Origin of the sequence: Eilatimonas milleporae (genome assembly GCF_003688555.1) — a bacterium.
Lineage (GTDB): Bacteria > Pseudomonadota > Alphaproteobacteria > Sphingomonadales > Kordiimonadaceae > Eilatimonas > Eilatimonas milleporae.
In genome coordinates this window covers 86835-105759 of sequence record NZ_REFR01000010.1, presented here as the reverse complement: position 1 = coordinate 105759, position 18925 = coordinate 86835, and the positions used below count along the sequence as shown (strand labels likewise).

Genomic DNA, 18925 nt, shown 5'->3' with positions numbered 1-18925 from the left:
TGGAAGCGGCTGTGCGGAAAGCGCCCTTACAGCAGCATTTCCGCCGGGGTATAGTCGCGGTTCTGATCACGCGCCACCGCTTCATACGTCACCTTGCCCTCACATACATTCAGTCCGGCGCGCAGATGCGTATCATCTTTCAGGGCCTGCTGCCAGCCCTTGTCCGCCAGGGCCAAACCATGGGCAAGCGTGGCATTGTTCAGGGCCAATGTCGACGTACGGGCAACGCCGCCTGGCATGTTGGCGACGCAGTAATGCACCACTTCATCAACCACATAGGTGGGCTCGGCATGCGTGGTCGGTTTCGCCGTTTCAAAGCAGCCCCCCTGATCGATGGCCACATCGACCAGAACGGAGCCGCGCGGCATATGGGCGACCATGTCCGCCGTCACCAGTTTGGGCGCGGCCGCGCCGGGGATCAGAACGGCGCCGACCGTCAGGTCGGCACTCAACACATGTTCCTCAATCGCCTCCGCCGTGGAAAAGACGGTTTTTGCCCGCCCCTGAAACAAATCGTCCAATTGCGCCAGACGCGGAATGGACCGGTCCAGTATGACCACATCGGCGCCAAGGCCGGCTGCCATGCGGGCGGCATTGGTTCCGACGACACCGCCGCCGATGACCGTGACCTTTGCGGGTACCACACCCGGCACGCCCCCAAGCAACATACCGCGTCCGCCCTGGCTCATTTCCAGCGCATGCGCGCCGGCCTGAATGGACATCCGGCCCGCCACTTCCGACATGGGCGCCAGCAGCGGCAGTCCCCCACGGCTGTCCGTCACCGTTTCATAAGCCACAGCCACACAGCCGGATTTAATCAATCCGTCCGTCTGCGGCACATCGGGCGCCAGATGCAGATAGGTGTAAAGGATCTGTCCTTCGCGCAACTGGGTATATTCGGACTCCTGCGGTTCCTTCACCTTCACGATCATCTCGGCCTTGGCGAAGATTTCTTCCGCCGTGTCCGCAATCGCCGCACCGGCCGCCATATAGTCGGTATCGGTGAAACCGATTTCATAGGCCGCGTTCTTCTGCACCAGAACGCTATGTCCATGGGCGATGAATTCCCGCACATTGGCCGGCGTCAGACCGACGCGGTACTCACGTGTTTTGATTTCCTTCGGCACGCCGATCAGCATGGCAACCCCCTCTATCCTCGATGCATCATGACCATAATGGTGACATGGCCGGCACCCTACCAAAGCAGGCACAGAAAGTCCTTGCGAAGTCAGCGGTAAAATCGCAGCATCATGCAAACATTCTTCTCAATATGCACATTGAAAGCAAAGTCTTGCCCCACATGGCCCTTGATAAGATTGATCGTGCCATTTTAAGCCAGCTACAGAATGACGGGCGCCTGACCAACCGTGAACTGGCCGATGCCGTCGGCCTCTCGGAGTCCGCCACGTCGCGCCGGGTCAAGGCACTGGAGGACAGGCATGTCCTGACCGGTTACAGTGCGACACTGAATGCCGCCGCCGTGGGATTGCCGGGGTCGGTCTTCGTTCGGGTCTCCCTCGACAGTCAGCGCGAGGAACATCTGGGCGCATTCGAACGCGCTGTCACCCATGTACCCGAGGTGATGGAATGTTTCCTGATGAGCGGGGATGTGGACTATCTGATCCGCGTCGTCGTGCGTGACGCTCCGGATTACGAGCGTTTGCATCACAGCCTGACCCGGTTGCCCGGCGTTGCCCGTGTCCATTCCAGTTTTGCCCTGCGCACCGTACTGCGGCGCAATCGTCTGCCTCTGGACCAGACTCCTCCTGAACCGCTTCCCTGAAGCTCTTTCCATCAGAAGCGACATGGCATCACAGTGGATACGTCTGTTACTGCAAGATCAGCTTGATATGGCATCATACATCCATATGGATCGATATTTTTATTGATAATAATTCTTATCTTCATTATTGATTGACTTTCCACCATTTAGGAAGGACAGCTTTTCATGACCCGCCCCTTGCGCTCTCACGCACGCATCGACATGGCCGCACCCAACAGGAACGACACGCCATCCACGCCAAAGGAACGCAGTTGCAGGGATTTGAACGCCGCCGAACAGCTGGTTCTGTTTATGACACGGCGCTGGGTCGGCGCCGTAACCGCACCGGAAGGCAGCCGTGAGCGGCACGACAGCCTCATGGCATGGAGCCGCGCGTTCTGCCATGCCGGCGGCCCGGCGGCGGCACGCTCATGGGACTGTTTCCTCAGCCTCGTGGCGCACAACGCGCCGGACGGCCTGACAACAGGGTGCCGGAAATGCGGGCGCCCCAGCGCTGACGAGCGGAGACTGCTGGCAGCCCTGGCCGCGTATCAATACGGTGACCTGCATACCGGGCGCGCCCTGATCCGCCACTGGCTTCAGGATGCACAGGCCCGTCTGGCCGAACATCATCTGATCCTGTTTGCCGGTCGTCTCGTGGACGCCTCCTTCCGCCTGCGGCCGCCGGCCGATACGGATAGGGTTCCGGATCGCACAAAAGACTCTTACGGCCAGTCTCTCGAAGGCCATGTCATGCCAGCGCATGCAACTCTGCATTGATGGCACCGATTAAATCGTCAATGGCGATGGATATCCTGAAACATGCTGCAATGGTGGGATATCGTCTATTTTCGTTGGCAAACCCACATTTCTTGACGCGGGTCAATATTTGCCGGTCTGTTGTTTTATAGGGTTACAGGCGCTCGGCCACCTTCACAGGAAACACCTTCAGGATGTGTCGGGCGATATGCGTAACGTGTCCGACTGCCGCCAACAGTCGGGCGGGTTCTGATCGGGCAGGCCACGACCGCCCGGCGGGAAGGGAGGGGCGCCACCTTTACTCCAGGACAGGAAAGGATACCCTATGGCCCAGACGAAAACCGCCTCGCAAACCTCAACCAGCGGAAAAACCGCTGCCGCCAGCGATGCCGCACAGAAGACGGCGGCAAGTGTCACGGCTGCAACTACAGCCGCCACGCCAAATCCCATCGGCATCCCTGCCATGGACGGCGAGGCCTTCATGGCGCTCAGCACAAAAAATATTCAGGCCCTGTCGCGTATGAGCGACGTTTTTCTCACAGGCGTTGCCAATGTCCACAGCGAATTGAGCAATTTCGTCAGTCGCCGTCTGCAGGAAGATATTGATTTTCAGCATTCCCTGTCCAAATGCACGTCGCCGGGTGATGTTCTGGAACAGTATTCAGTCTTCATGCAGGACATGATGCGGGAATATATGGAAGAATTCTCCAAACTCGGCAGTCTCGCGGCGGAAAACAGTCTGAAAGGCGTGACTGAGCTTGAGGAAGAAACCCTCGGCACACACAAAACCGACTCCTGACAGACTGCCTGCGCATAACAAGGATCACTGTCCGGGTTGAGAAAACATACCCAACTGTGGATGCTGACGGTTAAAGCCGTTTTTCAAGCCAGTGCGGCACGGGCAATGCCTTTGAACGCAGGAAATCCGGGTTGAACAGGCGCGACTGATACCGCAGGCCGCTGTCGCAAATGATGGTCACAATGGTGTGGCCGGGCCCCATCCGCCTTGCAAGGCGGATGGCGCCCGCCACATTGACCCCCGTCGATGCCCCGACACAAAGACCTTCCTTTTCCAGCAGATCGAAAGCGATCGGCAATGCCTCTTCATCCGGAATCTGGAAGGCGGTGTCGATCGGCGCGCCTTCCAGATTGTCGGTGATGCGGCTTTGTCCGATTCCTTCAGAAATCGACCCCCCTTCGGCTTTCAGTTCGCCGGTCGTATAATAGCTGTACAAGGCGGCGCCCATGGGGTCGGCCAGGCCGATGACGACATCCCTGCGGTATGATTTCAGCCCGATGCCGACACCGGCCACGGTCCCGCCGGTCCCGGCCGCACAGATAAAACCGTCCACCTTTCCCTCTGTCTGCTCCCAGATTTCACGGGCCGTGGTTTTGATGTGGGCCTCGCGGTTGGCCACATTGTCAAACTGATTGGCCCAAACGGCACCGTGTTTTTCCGTGGATGCCAGCTCTTCCGCCAGGCGCCGTGCCACATGCTGGAAATTGTTGGGGTTGGAATAAGGGGCGGCCGGGACCAGTTTCAGCCCTGCCCCCAGCGTTCTCAATGTGTCGATCTTTTCCTGGCTTTGCGTTTCCGGCATCACGATCAGCGTCCGGTACCCTTTGGCATTCGCCACAACGGCAAGACCGATCCCCGTGTTGCCGGCCGTACCTTCAACGATCAGCCCTCCCGGTTCCAGATAGCCGTTTTTCTCGGCATCCTCGATGATGTTCAGCGCGGGTCGGTCCTTTACCGATCCGCCGGGATTGGCATACTCCGCCTTGCCATATATGTCGCATCCGGTCAGTTCCGATGCGTATCTCAGCTTGATCAGCGGCGTATTGCCGATACCGGCGATCGCTCCCGTATCCATGAAAAGGCCTCCAGGATAAAAAATTTTTCTATATCACCCAGGAATGGCGGCTGGGCGCGCAAAAAGCAATTCAAGAAAACAGGAGCAGCGGAATAGTTTGTCTAATCCCCTAACCTGCACCGTCCTCACCGGTCTGCGCTTCGATCCAAAGGTCGATACGGTCTTCCAGCAGGCCGAGCGGCACACCGCCAACTGACAGGATCTCGTCATGAAACGCACGGATATCGAACCGTGCACCCAACACCTTCTGCGCCCGGCGGCGCAACTCCAGAATCTTCAGTTCGCCCATTTTGTAAGCCAGTGCCTGCCCCGGCCAGGATATATAGCGGTCGACTTCCGTGCGGATATTGTGGGTGGACAATGCGGAATTTTCTTCCAGCAGGGCAATCGCCCGTTCCCGTGTCCACCCGAAGGCATGAATCCCGGTATCGATCACAAGTCTGCAAGCCCGCCACATTTCATAGGACAGACGCCCGAAATGGTCATAAGGCGTTTCATAAAGCCCCATTTCAATGCCCAGCTTTTCCGCATACAGGCCCCACCCTTCGCCAAAGGCATGCGGGTAAAGTCCCAGCCGGAATTCAGGCACATTTTCCAGTTCCTTGGACAGGGCGATCTGATGATGGTGGCCGGGCACGGCCTCATGCAGGGTCAGGGCAGGCAAGGTATATAAGGGCCGCTTGTCCAGCGCATAGGTGTTGACCCAATACATGCCGCCACGCGGCGCATCCAGGGGCGCGCCCACATAACGCCCGGTGGTGTAGTTGGGGGCGATCGCCGCCGGGACCGCTTCAACCCCGTAAGGCTGCCGTGGCAAACGCCCGAAAAAGGCCGGCATCACCCCATCGATCTTTTTCGCCAGATAGCTGGCGGTCAGCAAAAGGTCCCGCTCGCTTTTGGCGTAAAATTGCGGGTCACTGCGCAGAAACGCAATGAATGCCTGCAACCCGCCGTCAAATCCGGCGTCCGCAATCACGGCCTCCATTTCCCTGCGGATGCGCTCAACCTCACTCAGGCCTTTTGCGTGCACCTCTTCCGGGGTGATGTCGAGCGTGGTGTAGAACCGCACCATTGCCGCATAATATGACTTACCGCCCGGCAGACCGGTCGCGTCAAGCGCCGTGCGGACCGCCGGCATATACTCTTCCCGAATGAAACGGTCCAGACGGGCATAAGCCGGCACCACATGGTTAGCAATGGCCGCTTGCGCCGTCGTCTGCAACCGCTTGCTTTCCGCAGGGTCGATGGTATCCGCCATGCGGACGAACGGACCGTAAAACGGACTCTCCGCAGGGTCGTCGGTGACATAGGCCCCGAACGTCGGCAGCAGCCCCTCCATCACCACCCGCGGCATGGTGAACCTTTCCGCCATCCCGGTTTCCAGATTGGCGATGTGCGCTTCAAAATAAGCCGGCAACGCCGTCAAAAGGGCGATGTAGCGCTCATAATCCCCGACACTGGTGAAGTTATACTGCGTCCATGCCCGGCTCGGATAGGTATGGAAGCCGCTGTCACTGAAAAAAGGTATCCTCCAGGTACGATAGCGGGCGAACAACAGCTCGCGCTCCAGATAATACCGGAACATGTCATGATTCAGACGGTCCTCATCGCCCAACGCGGACCGGTCGATGGCGTTCAGGTCGTCCAGGAAAATACCGGCCTGATCGCTCCGGCGGCTGTGATCTTCCGGCGCGACACCCCGCCAGCGGTCAGGGACGGGACGGGGGGCACCCACCGGGGCAGTCCCCGGATTTTCCCGGTAATAGATTATGCGCTCGCGGGCAAACAGGGCATGCAGGGCCGTGGCCGCATCCTCCCGCGCATCGGCCAGGGCCGCATCCCCGTGCAACAGGCCTGTCAAAATCACGGTGGCCGCGACAATGGCGGATACTGATCGTGCCCACATGGCTCCCTCCCCTCATCATGCGGCCAGCCCGGCGGATATACCGTTCAGGGCATGGCGCGTATCAATTTGTTTCTCTGATCGGAATGTGCGGCTCTGTGACAAACCGGCATCGGATTTTGGATGCCCGTGTCCGCTTGGTTCAATTCACGATTCAGCCAAGCTCCTTCAGAAGCTCGTCCAGCGCCTGATTGCCGGCCGTCTTGTCGGCGGTGTCCGGTTTTGCCGCGTCTTCCGCCGCTGACGCGCCCGTTTCAGGATCATCGAATTCGGCATCCGTGATCTGGGGCACGGCTTCCGGGCCGTCCTGCTCTGGCAGGAACAATGCCCCCGGCACGGCCTCCGGTCCGACGAAATCGTGGATGGTTTCGCCGAGGGCGATATCGATCGCGTTCATCAGTTCTTCGCGGTTGATCGGCTTGGTCACCACCTGCTGCATCCCGGCCTGATGAAAACGCTGTATCTGCTCGGGAAAGGCATCGGCGGTGCAGGCGATAATGGGGATGGACGCCTTGTCGCCCTCCATGGCCCGGATCCATTTGGTGGCGTCTATCCCGCCAAGGACCGGCATCTGCACGTCCATCAGAACAAGGTCGAAATCCTGTTGTTCGACCGCCTGGCAAGCCTCGGCGCCATTCTCAACCCTGACCAGTTCATGCCCCAGCTTGCCGAGCAGGTTTTCAATAATGTTCTGATTGATGGGATTGTCATCGGCGACGAGAACCCGCAGCTTTCGGCGTGCGGTTGTCTCGGACAGGGCGACGATTTTCTTGAACTGGCGTCCTTCCACCACGTCGCTGGCATCGCCGACCTTGCACTTGAAGGTAAACCAGAAGGTCGAGCCTTCGCCGATCTCGCTCTCAACCCCGATATCACCGCCGAGAAGAATGCAAAGCTGCTTGCAGATGGCAAGCCCCAGGCCGGTGCCGCCGAACCGCCGCGTGGTCGAGGCGTCGGCCTGGGTGAATTTCTGGAACAGACGCGCAATCGCCGACGGCTCAATACCGATACCGGTATCCCTGACCGTGATCTTGACGGTCAGGTTGTCATCCTGACGGTTCAGCAGGCGCGTACCGATGGTCACGCCGCCCGTCTCGGTGAATTTGATTGCATTGCCGACAAGATTGAACAGAATCTGCCGCAGGCGCGTGGGATCGGACACGATGACGTCCGGAATGGTCGACCCGCATTCGCACTGCAAGGCAAGGCCCTTTTCCCGGGCCTTGGGGGCCAGAAACTCGACCGTATCATTCAGGACGTCATTCAGGCGCAGGGGCTGGTATTCCAGGTCCACCTTGCCGGCATCCAGCTTGGAAATATCCAGAATGTCGTTGATCACCCGCAGCAGGGTCTCACCGGACTGACGCAGGGTCACCGCGAAATGCCGCTGGTTTTCATCCAGGTCGGTGTCCATCAGAAGCTCGATCATGCCGATCACGCCGTTCAGGGGCGTGCGGATTTCGTGGCTCATGGTGGCCAGGAATTCCGACTTGGCGACATTGGCGGATTCAGCCGCATCGCGTGCGCGGGACAATTCGTTCGCCAGTTTGGCGAAGGCCTCGCGCTGCTCGCGCAGGACCCCTTCGTTGCGGCGGCGGTCCTGCATCACTTCCTGCAGGCGGGTCTCCCCCTCCTCCGCTGCCAGGACCTTGCTCGCCATGTCGGCCAGGCGGGCGTTCAGCGCATCCAGCGCGCCGGCCACCTCCTCGTCCAGCACTTTCGGGGCCTGCGCCAGGATGGCGCCGGCATTTTCCTCCTCGGCGGCGATGGCCAGCACGGCATCGATCAGGACATCCTGCGGGCGCAGCACCATGCGGTTGAACGCCACCTGCAATGCGAACCCGACGCCTCCCCCCAGAAACACGGCGGCCATAACGCCGATGGCCCCGACCCCCGTGCCCTCGGACAGGATTTGCGACAGGGCAACACTGACCAGCGCCAGAACGGCGCCAAGCAGCGGCAGAAGTATTACAATGCGCTTTATCGGCGTGTCCGTCGGCACAGGCAGCTCATATTCTACAAAAGCCTCGTCAGTCACGGTGTTTTGCAATCACAGTGTTGGCAGTCGCGGCGTTGTTGACCGCGAAAAGAATAGTCTTGCCATTCTGCAACGGCAAACCAAACTTGACATATGCGTGACTGTGGCAAGGCAGCGGGCACCGACACAATCCCCTAAAACTGCACCCGCTGGGTAAAGCCGCCGTCGACGATCAGGTTGGTGCCGTTGATCCAGGACGCCGCCGGACTGGCGAGAAAGGCGACCGCCCGCGCCACCTCCTCCGTCGTGCCCAGACGGCGGTCGGGGTGACGCTCGGCGGTGGACTGGTAAATATCCGGCTGCGTGCGCTCTATCTCCCCCCAGAAACCGTCATCCGCATGGATCGGCCCGGGCGAGACGGCGTTGACGCGGATGCCGTGCGGGCCGGCGGCCCGGGCCAGCTGGCTGGCATAGGACAGAAGACCGGCCTTGATCGTGCCGTAAGGACCGGGGTCGCCCATGGCCTCGACGCCGGCGATGCTGGAAATGATGACGATGGCACCGCCGCCCGACTGCGCCATGGGCAGAAGGACATTCTCGCAGCCGCGCACCGTGCCCATGAGGTCGACGTCAAAGGCGGTGCGCCAGCCCTCCTCGCCGGTGCCGGCGCCGCCGCTGACATTGGCGACGAAGATGTCGACACCGCCCAAGGTCTGGGCTGCTGCCTGGCACCAGGCGAGATAGGCGGCCGGGTCGGCGACGTCGCAGGTCTGGCCGAGAACGTTGAGACCGTCGGCCTGCAGTTGCGCGACACGATGCGACACCTGCTGGCCGTCGCGGGCGCAGAAAGCGACATGGGCGCCCTCGCGCGCGAGAAGGTCGACGATGGCCGCGCCGATGCCGCGCGTGCCGCCGGTCACGAGCGCGCGCGTGCCGTTCAGTCCCAGATCCATGATGGCCTTCCCCCTTGCCTGTCGATAGCCCTGCGCCGACATTTAAGCACAGGCATTATCATATGATCCGCCACCTTGACAGTGCCGTGATAGCGTCTTTCGTTACACAATGCGCGCGCGCCTGCAACTCTGGATACCCGAAAAACAGCGGATGCCTGAAACCGAGGGGGGGGCCGAAACCGTGGCGAACGCCCGCATGACGGGGCCCAGGCGGGGCCTGACGGAGACCGGACAGGAGCAAGGCGGGAGGGCGCGGGCGCCGGCTTAAACCGCCGCTGCAAGGCCGCCGGAACAAACCTCCCGGAGCAAGACACCTCCGGCCGTGACACCGCCCGCCTGGGAGGCCGCCGGACATCCGCCGCCGGATAAAGGGACGGGGCCTGAAGACATGACGGGGGGGCCAGCGCCCCCGGAGGGAGGCCGCCCGGCACCGGATAGAGCCGGATATCCTGAGACAGGCCCGGGTATCCTGAGACAGACCACGAGGCCCTAGGCGCCCAGGGGGTGTAGAGCAAGACCCCTGGCCACGACATCGCCCACCGGAGAAGCCACGGGACATCCGCCACCGGATGAATGGGGGGAGCCCGTGACCTGCCCTGGGAACGGGATCGACGCCCGCCCCCCGGACGGCGACCGCCCGGCCCCGGATGGAGGCGGATACCTCGCGACAGACCCGGAGGTCCTGATACCCTGAGACGGGCCAGGATATCCTGAGACACACCGCGAGGCCCCTGGGCGCTTAGGGGCGCAGAGCAAGACCCCCGGCCACGACATCGCCCACCGGAGAAGCCACGGGACATCCGTCACCGGATTAATGGGGGGAGCCCGAGACCTGCCCTGGGAACAGGATCGGCGCTCCCCGGATGGAGGCGGATACCTCGGGACAGGCCCGGAGGTCCTGATACCCTGAGACGGGCCCGGGCACCCTGAGACAGACCGCGAGGCCCCTGGGCGCTTAGGGGTGCAGAGCAAGATTCCCGGCCACGACACCGCCCGCCGGGGAGGCCGCCGGACATCCGTCGCCGGATGGAGAGGCGGGGGCCGGGGCCCTGCGCTGGGAACGGGATCGACGCCCCCGGACGGCGACCGCCCGGCACCGGATGGAGGCGGATACCCCGGGACAGACCCGGAGTCCCCCGGGGACCCTAGGGGATGTGGAGCAAGACCCCCGGCCACGACCATCGCCCGCCGGGGAGATCGCCGGACATCCGTCGCTGGATGCAGGGGCGGAGCCTGGGGCCCTGCGCTGGGAACAGGATCGGCGCCCCCCGGACGGCGACCGGCCGGCCACGGATGGAGGAGGCGGATAGCCTGGGAGAGGCCCTGAGGATGCTGGGCACCCCTGAGGGGCTGTGAGGCGATAGGGCCTCAGGCGCCCCCAGAACAGACAGCCCCAGAACAGACAGCCCCAGAACAGGCCCCTTGGCAGGCACTCCCGGAATCAGCCTTCAGAAGCAGGCGGCCCGGGCACGTGCCTGGGCCGCGCGCTTTGGGCATTACCTCAGGCATCGGTGACCGCCTCCGGCCCCGGCCCCCGGCGTCGCCCTGGGGACGTCGCCGGACGCCCCCTCAGGCACCCACTCAGCCGCCCCCTCAGGCGGCTTCGACGTCGGCGGCGGCGCGGTCGCGGAGGTCGCGGCGCAGGACCTTGCCCACGGGCGACTTGGGCAGTTCGTCGACGAAGATGACGGTTTTCGGCACCTTGTAGCCGGTCAGATGGTCGCGGCAGTGGGCGGTGACATCGCCCGCCGTCAGCCGGTCGTCGCCCTTGACGATGTAGGCGACGACCCGTTCGCCGGTAACGGCGTCGGGGGCGCCGACCACGGCGGCCTCGGCGACGCTGTCATGGCGGGTGAGCACATCCTCGACATCGGTGGGATAGACGTTGAAGCCGGAGACGATGACCATATCCTTCATGCGGTCGACGATGGAGAGATAGCCCTCGTCATCGACCACGGCGACATCGCCGGTGCGCAGCCAGCCGTCGGCGAACGTTTCGGCATGGGCGTCGGGCCGGTTGAGATAACCCTGCATGACCTGGGGCCCACGGATCCACAGCTCGCCCGGTTCGCCCGGGGGCATGTCCTTGCCGTCGTCGCCGACAATGCGCAGTTCGGTGCCCGGCAGGGGCTGGCCGGCGGTGCCGCGCTTGGGCTCGCTGGCGAGGTGGGTGGTGGTGACCATGCAGGTGCTCTCGGTCAGGCCGTAGCCCTCGTAAATGCCGGCGCCGGTGAGCTTTTCCCAGGCCTGGGCGGTGGCGGGCTGAAGGGGGGCTGCGCCCGAGAAACAGTAGCGCAGGCTGTCGGGCGGGTTCCGGGTGAACCAGTTCTCCTGCAACAGGCCGAGATAGAGGGTGTTGACCCCCGGCATCAGGGTGATGTCGAAATTGTTGAACACCGGCTGAAGGTTGGCGAGCGGGCGCGGCGCCGGCACCAGCACCACATGGGTGCCGTTGTGCAGGCTGGTCATGGCGCCGACCGCGAGCGCATAGACGTGATAGAGCGGCAGCACCAGCATCATCACTTCCTGCCCCGGCCGGACGGCGCCCTCGTTGCGCTTGTGGCCCTGGCTGATGTTGCTGATGACATTGTGGTGCGAGAGCAGCGCCCCCTTGCTGCGCCCGGTGGTGCCGCCGGTATACTGGTAAAAGGCGACCGAATGCGGGTCAGCCCCGGCGAAATACTGGGAGACGTCAATGCCGCGTTTCATGTGGCGGCGCCCGGCGGCCAGCACGGAAGCCAGCGTGCCGTGACTGTCGACGCCGAAAGGCGGCACCAGTTTCTTCACCCGTTTGAGGGCGAAGCCGAGGGCATGGCGGCGCAGGCCCGGAAACAGGTCGACCAGCGACAGGCGAAAGACCTTTTCCACCGCCGTATCGCGAATGGACTGGGCGACGCGGTCGCCGAACAGGTCGATGACGAACAGCACCCGCGCGCCGCTGTCCTGCAACTGATGCTGGGTTTCCTCGGCCGTGTAGAGCGGATTGACATTGGTGATGGTGAGCCCGGCCTTGAGAATGCCGAAGGCGACCACGGGATAGGCGAGCGTGTTGGGCGCCTGGATCGCCACCACATCGCCGGGCTTGAGGCCCAGTTCCTCGCGCAGGAACACGGCCATGGCGTCGGTCATGGATCCGAGCTGGCTGTAGGACATACTGGCCGCATGCCCGGTGGGCAGCACGCAACTGAAAGCGGTGGCGTCCCCGTGGGTCGCCACGCTCTGATCAATGAGGGCGCCCATATGCTGGGCCAGCAAATCTTCCGGGCCGAATTCCGGCCCCTTGTAAATCACTTCAGACATCGACTCTCCCCACTTGCAACAAGAGTAATTCTTCATGTATTGCGCGAAGCTGCAAGTCTTTTGCAGCAGCGGCGGGCACCGATCAGGCGCACATCAGGGTTTCGGCGGGCTCCAGACTGTCCATCACGCTGTCCGGCCGCGCGGCAAGGGCGCGGAAGGCATCGCCGAGACGGCGGCTTTCATCAGCCACCCGGCGCCAATAGGCGCGCCGGTCGGCGTCGTCCATGGCGGTGAAATTCCTGCGGTCGGGAATGCGGCCATAGGGCAGCCGGGCGACAAAGGCGTCGCTGGGCGCCAGCACCAGCATTTCGTCGAAAACGGACGGCGCGGCGCGGCGTTTTTTCAGCATCTTGTCAAACCAGCCCGGCACCGCATGGGGGTAGAAATGCGGATAGAGGACAATGCCGCCGTCCACCCGCCAGGGAATGTCGAAATGATAGTCGATCACCCCGCCGTCGCGGTAGACGCCGGGCGGCGCGCCGTCAATGTCGCGGATGGGGTCGATGACGAAGGGGATCGAGCCGGAGGCCATGAGGGCATCGTTCAGATTGGCCGCCGTCAGCGGAATGTCGATGCGGCCGAAATCGCGCCACTGGTCGCCATATGCCACAGTGGGGCCGCTGTGAAACACCGCCCGTTCGAAAAAGCGGCCGACGGCGCGGCGGTCGAGGGCGTTGGCGGTCATGGCGGCGAACAGGCCCGCCCCTTCCTGCACGGCAACCTCGCTGGCCAGCCAGCCCTTGGCGCGCACGGTGACGATATGGACGGGCCGGGTGCGGTTGCCGACAATGGCGGCGCGGTCCCGGGCGCTGAACAGCCGGTTGAGCATATCGTAGGAATCGCGCGTGATCTTGTCGGCCTTGTCACCGGGGGAATAGCGGTAGGCGAAATAGCCGTCCTCGAACCGGTTGAAGGCGTCGGCGGGGTCGGGATGGGCGGCGGCGGTCATGCGCCAGGCACCGATGGACGAGCCGATGAGCGGAATTTCACCCGCCGCCCCCGGCAGCCATTCGCCGAAGACGGCCTGATCCAGCCCGCGCAGCACCAGCCATTTCGGCCCGCCGGAGGCGCCGAGCACAAGGCGCACCGCATCCGGCGTCAGGCCGGTTTCGGCGAGACGGGCGCGGGCGGTTTTCCCGGCGATCAGGCGCAGGTCGGACATGGCTCTCCCATTCAAGGAGGAAAAGATACCCGCAGTGGGCGCGCATTATCAAGACTGATCGGTCCAGAAAGTCACAACCGACACGTGTCATCCCCCGCCAGAGGGCAGGATCGATCAAGGCAGAAGGGCGGCCGGCCCGGCGAACGCGGTTTCCGAAGGGCCGGCCGGCTGGCTTCTGACCGGTTGCGACCGGCCGTTGCAGGCGGGAGGCCGCCAGCCGGCAGGCTGACAAGGCCGGTTCCCGACAAGGGCCAAGAGCGCCCCCAGAAAGACCTCAGGAGGATCTCAAGGGGGTCAGGGTGTGAGAATCACCTTGCCCTTGGCGCGGCGCCCGGTCAGGGCGGCATAGGCGGCACGCACGTCGTCAAGGCCATGCACATCGTCCACCAGCGGTTTGATACGGCCGTCGGTAAACATGGCGAACAGGTCCTGCATGTTGGCGCGCTGGCCTTGCGGGTTGGCGGTTGCCCAGGCGCCCCAGAACACGCCGACAAGGGCGCATTGTTTCAGCAGGCACAGATTGATGGGGATTTTCGGAATGTCGCCGGCGGCAAAGCCGATGACAAGCAGGCGTCCGCCCGGCGCCATGCCGCGCACGGCCACCTCGGTGAAGTCGCCGCCGACCGGGTCATAGACCACGTCGACACCGCGCCCGCCGGTCAGTTCCTTGAGCGCCGCCTTGAGGTCGGTGGTGGTGTAATTGACCGTTTCGTCGGCGCCGTGGGCGGTACACACGGCGAGCTTTTCATCCGTGCTGGCCGCCGCGATCACCCTTGCGCCCATGGCCTTGGCCAGTTCGACCGCCGCGAGGCCGACACCGCCGGCGGCCCCCAGCACCAGCACGGTTTCGCCCGCCTGAAGGGCGGCGCGGTCTTTCAGGGCGTGATAGCTGGTCCCGTAGGTGATGGTCAGGCCCGCCGCCACATCAAAGGGCATGGCATCCGGGAAAGGCACGCAGGTCGTGGCCGGGACGGCGATTTTTTCGGCGAACGCCCCGGTCAGATGGTTGAAGATCACCCGGTCGCCGACGGCGACGCCGTCGACGCCGTCACCGACGGCGGCGACCACGCCGGCCCCTTCCCCGCCGGGGGTAAAGGGCAGTTCGGGTTTGAACTGATACTTGCCCTGGGTGATCAGGATGTCGGGAAAATTCAGTCCCGCCGCCTTGACATCGATGAGAAGCTGGCCTGCCCCGGCCACGGGGTCGTCCACCTGTTCCACGACCAGATCGTCCGGGCCGGTCAGGGCCTTGCACAATACCGCGCGCATTTCCGGGCTCCCTTACGCTTGCACTTATGCCACTTCGAACAGGCCGGCGGCGCCCATGCCGCCACCGACACACATGGTGCAGACCACATATCTGGCGCCGCGACGCTTGCCCTCGATCAGGGCGTGGCCGACCATGCGGGCGCCCGACATGCCGTAGGGGTGGCCGACGGAAATGGCGCCGCCGTTCACATTCAACAGCTCGTTCGGGATGCCCAGCTTGTCCCGGCAATAGAGGACCTGAACGGCGAAGGCCTCGTTCAATTCCCACAGGCCGATATCGTCCATGGTCAGCCCGTGCTGTTTCAGCAGTTTCGGCACGGCATGGACGGGGCCGATGCCCATTTCGTCCGGTTCCAGCCCGGCGACGGCGATACCGCGATAGATGCCGAGCGGGGCGAGCCCCCTGGCGGAGGCGGTCTTGGCCTCCATCACCACGGCGGCGGAGGCGCCGTCGGAGAGCTGGCTGGCGTTGCCGGCGGTGATGGTGCCGCCCTCGATCACGGTTTTCAGGCCCGACAGGCCGTCCAGCGTGGTCTCGGGCCGGTTGCCTTCATCCTTTTCCAGCGTCACGTCGTGGAAGGTGATGTCCTTGGTTTCCTTGTTCATGACGCCCATTTTCGTCGGCAGGGGCACGATTTCGTCGTCGAACTTGCCGGCGGCCTGGGCGGCGGCCGTGCGGCTTTGCGATTGCAGGCCGTATTCATCCATGGCCTCGCGGGAGACGCCGTAACGCTCGGCGACCACCTCGGCCGTTTGCAGCATGGGCATATAGGTGTCCGGGTGCATGGCCGTCAGGCTTTCATCCACCAGCAGGTGGCGGTTCATATTGTCGTTCTGGACCAGGGAAATGGATTCGAGACCGCCGCCGACGGCAATCTCCATGCCGTCATGGACGACCTGTTTGGCAGCGATGGAAATGGCCATCATGCCGCTGGAGCACTGGCGGTCCACCGTCATGCCGGCGACCCCGACGCCGAGCCCGCCCTTGAGCGCGGCGAGACGGCCGATATTGGGGCTGGTGGTGCCCTGCGGCAGGGCGCAGCCCATGATGCAGTCTTCGACCGCCGCGCCGTCAATGCCGGCACGCTCGACCGCGTGGCGGACGGCATGGCCGCCCAGCGTCGGCCCTTGGGTGGCGTTGAAGGCACCGCGATAGGCTTTGCCGATCGGGGTACGGGCGGTGGATACGATCACGGCCTCGCGCATTGGGGTTCTCCTTGGATAATATCGGTTTCTACTGTCAAGTCGGTGTCATCGGGAACATGGTGTGTGTCGGGGGGACACAGGCTTACCCCCCGATTTTGATGCCCTGCAGGGCGGCGGCCTTGGACAGGAATTTCATCGTCTGTTCGCCGCCGGCCTTCAACTCGCGGGCGCTGTCGCGGTCATCGATGGCGGCCCAGTGTTCGGCGATGGCCTCGGGCGTGGCCGCGTCCGGTTTGAAGACGACGCCGTCGGTCTCGGTGATGACGGCGCGCGCGAAGCCGCCCGCCCCCGCCGAGAGTATGGTGCGGTCCGGCCCGTTTTCGCCGGCCAGATAGAGCACCGCCGGCGTCACCAGAGCCGGGTCCAGAAGGGACGCGGCCTCGGGCGGCAACAGGTCCTCGGTCATGCGGGTGGCGGCGACCGGTGCGAGGCAATTGGTGCGGATGTTGTATTTCGCCCCTTCCAGGCAGAGTGTGTTCATCAGCCCGACCACCGCCATTTTGGCAGCGCCGTAATTGGCCTGGCCGAAATTGCCGTAAAGGCCGGAGGACGAGGTGGTCATGACGATGCGGCCGTAAGCCTGATCGCGCATGATGTCCCACACCGCCTTGGTGCAGACGGCCGACCCGGTGAGGTGGACGGCCACGACGGTCTCGAAATCGGCCATGCCCATCTTGGTAAAGCTTTTGTCACGCAGAATGCCGGCATTGTTGACAAGAATGTCGACCCGGCCGAAGGCCGACACGGCGGCCGCGACCATGTCGGCCACCTGGGCCTCGTCGGTGACATTGGCGCCGTGGGCGATGGCCTCGCCGCCGGCGGCCCTGATTTCATCCGCCACGGCCTCGGCGGCGCTGGCCGAGCCGCCCTCGCCCCGCACGTCGCCGCCCAGATCGTTGACCACCACCCTGGCCCCGCGCGCGGCCAGCGCCAGCGCATGGCTGCGCCCCAGACCGCCGCCGGCGCCGGTGACGATGGCGACACGGTCGTCGAAACGAATGCTCATAAACGTCTCTCCCTCAAAACACTTATCCGCCGACCACGATCATGGTCAGCCATTCGGCGATCAGGGCGGGCCGTTCCTCGCCCTTGATGTCGACCGTGACGTCGTGATGCAGCAGCAGGCGGCCGGCGCCCTTGTTTTCCACCTGTTTCAGGGTGGTGCGGCAGCGGATTTCGCTGTTCACCTTGACCGGGCTCATGAAACGGACCTTGTCGGTGCCGTAATTGATGCCCATTTCGGTGCCCTCGACCCGGATCAGGCTGCCGCCGGCCAGATGGGACAGCAGCGACAGGGTCAAAAACCCGTGGGCGATGGTGGTGCCGAACGGGGTTTTGGCGGCCGCCTCCGGGTCCACATGAATGAACTGATGATCCAGGGTGACATCGGCAAACTGGTCGATCCGGTCCTGGGTGACCTGAAACCAGTCGGACGCGCCGGTTTCCTTGCCGATGTAATCCTTTAAGTCATCCTTTGTGACAGTGATGGTCATATATCCCTCAAAACCAATATGTTAGGCGCTGTTGCTGCGATATTTCTTTAATTCGTTCCGGGCGATGACCATGCGGTGCACGGCGTCCGGGCCGTCGGCGAAGCGCAGGGTGCGCTGGCCGGTCCACATGGCGGCGAGCGGGAAATCCTGGCTGATGCCGGAGCCGCCGTGCATCTGCATGGCCTCGTCGATGACCTTGAGGGCCATGCGCGGGGCGACCACCTTGATCTGCGAGATGAAGGGCTGGGCGGCGGCGGTGCCGGCGGTGTCCATCATATAGGCGGCCTTGAGGCACAGGAGACGCGCCATTTCGATTTCGATCCGGCATTCGGCGATGATGTCGTAATTGGCGCCGAGCTTGGCGAGCGGCCGGCCGAAGGCCTCGCGCCCGACAGCGCGTTTGCACAACAGATCGAGCGCCCGTTCCGCCGCGCCGATGGAGCGCATGCAGTGGTGGATACGGCCCGGCCCCAGACGGCCCTGGGCGATTTCGAAGCCGCGCCCCTGACCGAGGATGAGATTTTCCTTCGGCACGCGGACATCGGTGAAGCGGATATGCATATGGCCGTGCGGCGCGTCGTCATGGCCGAACACCATCATGGGACGCAGGATTTCGACGCCGGGGGTGTCGCGTTCGACCAGGATCATGCTGTGCTGATTGTGGCGCGGCGCGTCCGGGTCGGTCTTGACCATGACGATGAAAATGGACGTGCGCGGGTCGCCGGCGCCGGAGGCCCAGTATTTTTCACCGTTCAGGACATAATGATCGCCGTCGAGAACGGCGGGCATGGAGATATTGGTGGCGTCCGAGGAGGCATGATCGGGTTCGGTCATCACATAGGCCGAGCGGATCTTGCCCTCGAGCAGGGGTTTCAGCCAGCGGTCCTTCTGCGCCTGATCGCCGAAGCGTTCCAGCACCTCCATATTGCCGGTGTCGGGGGCGTTGCAGTTGAAGATTTCCGCCGCCAGTGCGGAGCGGCCCATTTCCTCGGCTAGGTAGGCGTATTGCACGGTGTTGAGGCCAAAGCCCTTTTCACTGCCGGTGAGGAAGAAATTCCACAGGCCCGCCTGTTTCGCCTCGGCCTTCAGGCTTTCCATGATTTCGGTCATGCGCGGGGTAAAGGCCCAGCGGTCGCCGGTCTTGCCGATTTCGCCGTGATATTCGTCTTCCAGCGGCAGGATTTTTTCATCGATGAAATCCCGCACGCGGTCGCGCAAGGCCAGTGCCTCGCCATTCAGTCCCAGATCCATTGTCGTGCCCTCCTG

Annotated in this window: 15 protein-coding genes; 3 read left to right on the top strand and 12 right to left on the bottom strand. The window is 63.4% G+C overall.

Features of this window, described 5'->3' with window-relative positions; all coding sequences use genetic code 11:
- Positions 1-26: 26 nt before the first annotated feature.
- Complete coding sequence (ald, locus tag BXY39_RS05340) at positions 27-1139, bottom strand: alanine dehydrogenase (RefSeq protein ID WP_121937829.1); 1113 nt, start codon at positions 1137-1139, stop codon at positions 27-29.
- Positions 1140-1300: 161 nt separating this feature from the next.
- Here ald and BXY39_RS05335 point away from each other — a divergent pair, with 161 nt between their 5' ends.
- The 3 genes from BXY39_RS05335 to BXY39_RS05325 all read left to right on the top strand — a co-directional run bounded on the left by BXY39_RS05335 (position 1301) and on the right by BXY39_RS05325 (position 3320).
- A complete protein-coding gene (locus BXY39_RS05335) occupies positions 1301-1783 on the top strand; it encodes an Lrp/AsnC family transcriptional regulator (RefSeq protein ID WP_121938360.1) in 483 nt (160 codons plus the stop codon).
- A gap of 165 nt (positions 1784-1948) precedes the next feature.
- Positions 1949-2542 carry a hypothetical protein gene (locus BXY39_RS05330; RefSeq protein ID WP_121937828.1) on the top strand — a complete coding sequence of 198 codons (594 nt, stop codon included), beginning with the start codon at positions 1949-1951 and terminating at the stop codon, positions 2540-2542.
- Positions 2543-2846: 304 nt separating this feature from the next.
- Positions 2847-3320: a phasin family protein gene (locus BXY39_RS05325; RefSeq protein WP_121937827.1), complete on the top strand. Its 474-nt coding sequence runs from the start codon at positions 2847-2849 to the stop codon at positions 3318-3320.
- A 70-nt stretch (positions 3321-3390) separates the two neighbouring features.
- On the opposite strand, the gene BXY39_RS05320 is transcribed toward BXY39_RS05325, so the two are convergent.
- The 11 genes from BXY39_RS05320 to BXY39_RS05265 all read right to left on the bottom strand — a co-directional run bounded on the left by BXY39_RS05320 (position 3391) and on the right by BXY39_RS05265 (position 18910).
- Entirely contained in the window at positions 3391-4395 is a 1005-nt protein-coding gene (locus BXY39_RS05320) for a cysteine synthase A (protein WP_121937826.1), read from the bottom strand.
- Between the two features lie 109 nt (positions 4396-4504).
- The gene (locus BXY39_RS05315) at positions 4505-6301 is read right to left on the bottom strand and encodes a DUF885 domain-containing protein (RefSeq protein WP_121937825.1); all 1797 of its coding nucleotides are present in this window, start codon (positions 6299-6301) and stop codon (positions 4505-4507) included.
- Between the two features lie 151 nt (positions 6302-6452).
- On the bottom strand, positions 6453-8336 hold the full coding sequence (locus BXY39_RS05310) for an ATP-binding protein (protein WP_121937824.1): 1884 nt from the start codon (positions 8334-8336) through the stop codon (positions 6453-6455).
- A 134-nt stretch (positions 8337-8470) separates the two neighbouring features.
- Positions 8471-9229 carry an SDR family NAD(P)-dependent oxidoreductase gene (locus BXY39_RS05305; protein WP_121937823.1) on the bottom strand — a complete coding sequence of 253 codons (759 nt, stop codon included), beginning with the start codon at positions 9227-9229 and terminating at the stop codon, positions 8471-8473.
- 1593 nt (positions 9230-10822) lie between these two features.
- Positions 10823-12529 carry a long-chain-fatty-acid--CoA ligase gene (locus tag BXY39_RS05295; RefSeq protein ID WP_170163647.1) on the bottom strand — a complete coding sequence of 569 codons (1707 nt, stop codon included), beginning with the start codon at positions 12527-12529 and terminating at the stop codon, positions 10823-10825.
- Between the two features lie 82 nt (positions 12530-12611).
- On the bottom strand, positions 12612-13691 hold the full coding sequence (locus tag BXY39_RS05290; RefSeq protein ID WP_121937820.1) for a patatin-like phospholipase family protein: 1080 nt from the start codon (positions 13689-13691) through the stop codon (positions 12612-12614).
- 294 nt (positions 13692-13985) lie between these two features.
- A complete protein-coding gene (locus BXY39_RS05285; protein WP_121937819.1) occupies positions 13986-14960 on the bottom strand; it encodes an NADPH:quinone oxidoreductase family protein in 975 nt (324 codons plus the stop codon).
- A 24-nt stretch (positions 14961-14984) separates the two neighbouring features.
- Entirely contained in the window at positions 14985-16166 is a 1182-nt protein-coding gene (locus tag BXY39_RS05280; protein WP_121937818.1) for an acetyl-CoA C-acyltransferase, read from the bottom strand.
- Between the two features lie 82 nt (positions 16167-16248).
- Positions 16249-17172, bottom strand: coding sequence for an SDR family NAD(P)-dependent oxidoreductase (locus BXY39_RS05275; RefSeq protein WP_121937817.1), 924 nt, complete (start codon positions 17170-17172; stop codon positions 16249-16251).
- A gap of 22 nt (positions 17173-17194) precedes the next feature.
- Positions 17195-17659 (bottom strand): MaoC family dehydratase, encoded by a 465-nt coding sequence (locus tag BXY39_RS05270; protein WP_121937816.1) that lies wholly within the window; start codon positions 17657-17659, stop codon positions 17195-17197.
- 21 nt (positions 17660-17680) lie between these two features.
- On the bottom strand, positions 17681-18910 hold the full coding sequence (locus BXY39_RS05265) for an acyl-CoA dehydrogenase family protein (RefSeq protein ID WP_121937815.1): 1230 nt from the start codon (positions 18908-18910) through the stop codon (positions 17681-17683).
- Between the last annotated feature and the right edge of the window lie 15 nt (positions 18911-18925).

Bases quoted from the DNA above. Each gene is read 5' to 3' on its own strand.
- ald (WP_121937829.1), bottom strand. From the start codon at position 1,139: ATGCTGATCGGCGTGCCGAAGGAAATCAAAACACGTGAGTACCGCGTC.
- BXY39_RS05335 (WP_121938360.1), top strand. From the start codon at position 1,301: ATGGCCCTTGATAAGATTGATCGTGCCATTTTAAGCCAGCTACAGAAT.
- BXY39_RS05330 (WP_121937828.1), top strand. From the start codon at position 1,949: ATGACCCGCCCCTTGCGCTCTCACGCACGCATCGACATGGCCGCACCC.
- BXY39_RS05325 (WP_121937827.1), top strand. From the start codon at position 2,847: ATGGCCCAGACGAAAACCGCCTCGCAAACCTCAACCAGCGGAAAAACC.
- BXY39_RS05320 (WP_121937826.1), bottom strand. From the start codon at position 4,395: ATGGATACGGGAGCGATCGCCGGTATCGGCAATACGCCGCTGATCAAG.
- BXY39_RS05315 (WP_121937825.1), bottom strand. From the start codon at position 6,301: ATGTGGGCACGATCAGTATCCGCCATTGTCGCGGCCACCGTGATTTTG.
- BXY39_RS05305 (WP_121937823.1), bottom strand. From the start codon at position 9,229: ATGGATCTGGGACTGAACGGCACGCGCGCGCTCGTGACCGGCGGCACG.
- BXY39_RS05295 (WP_170163647.1), bottom strand. From the start codon at position 12,529: ATGTCTGAAGTGATTTACAAGGGGCCGGAATTCGGCCCGGAAGATTTG.
- BXY39_RS05290 (WP_121937820.1), bottom strand. From the start codon at position 13,691: ATGTCCGACCTGCGCCTGATCGCCGGGAAAACCGCCCGCGCCCGTCTC.
- BXY39_RS05285 (WP_121937819.1), bottom strand. From the start codon at position 14,960: ATGCGCGCGGTATTGTGCAAGGCCCTGACCGGCCCGGACGATCTGGTC.
- BXY39_RS05280 (WP_121937818.1), bottom strand. From the start codon at position 16,166: ATGCGCGAGGCCGTGATCGTATCCACCGCCCGTACCCCGATCGGCAAA.
- BXY39_RS05275 (WP_121937817.1), bottom strand. From the start codon at position 17,172: ATGAGCATTCGTTTCGACGACCGTGTCGCCATCGTCACCGGCGCCGGC.
- BXY39_RS05270 (WP_121937816.1), bottom strand. From the start codon at position 17,659: ATGACCATCACTGTCACAAAGGATGACTTAAAGGATTACATCGGCAAG.
- BXY39_RS05265 (WP_121937815.1), bottom strand. From the start codon at position 18,910: ATGGATCTGGGACTGAATGGCGAGGCACTGGCCTTGCGCGACCGCGTG.